The 269-nt window shown below is 50.2% G+C and carries 1 protein-coding gene; it reads left to right on the top strand.

All coding sequences use genetic code 11. The features are described from left to right. Positions 1 to 269 (top strand): DHHA1 domain-containing protein (locus AAEZ03_RS27500; RefSeq protein WP_350583025.1); only part of this gene is annotated, 269 nt, incomplete at both ends.

The raw sequence follows: 269 nt of genomic DNA on the forward strand, positions 1-269 counted from the left end.
GTTCTTATCAGCACCTTAGGCGGTGTGGATGGCAAATCAATCCGTACGCTGATGGATGATATCAAATCCAAACTGCCTGATAGCGTGATTGTATTGGTTGGTGATAAAGACGATCAGCTAGCCTTAGCCGCAAGTGTCGCAAAGTCTGTCACTGCTAAAGTAAAAGCCGGTGATATCATTCGTCATTTGGCAAGTGAGCTTGGCGGTAAAGGCGGCGGCAAGCCCGATTACGCCCAAGGCGGCGCACCGAAGTCTGGCAACAGTAAAGC

Source organism: Pseudomonas sp. HY2-MNA-CIBAN-0224 (assembly GCF_040310285.1).
Classification (GTDB): Bacteria; Pseudomonadota; Gammaproteobacteria; order Pseudomonadales; family Pseudomonadaceae; genus Aquipseudomonas; species Aquipseudomonas helleri.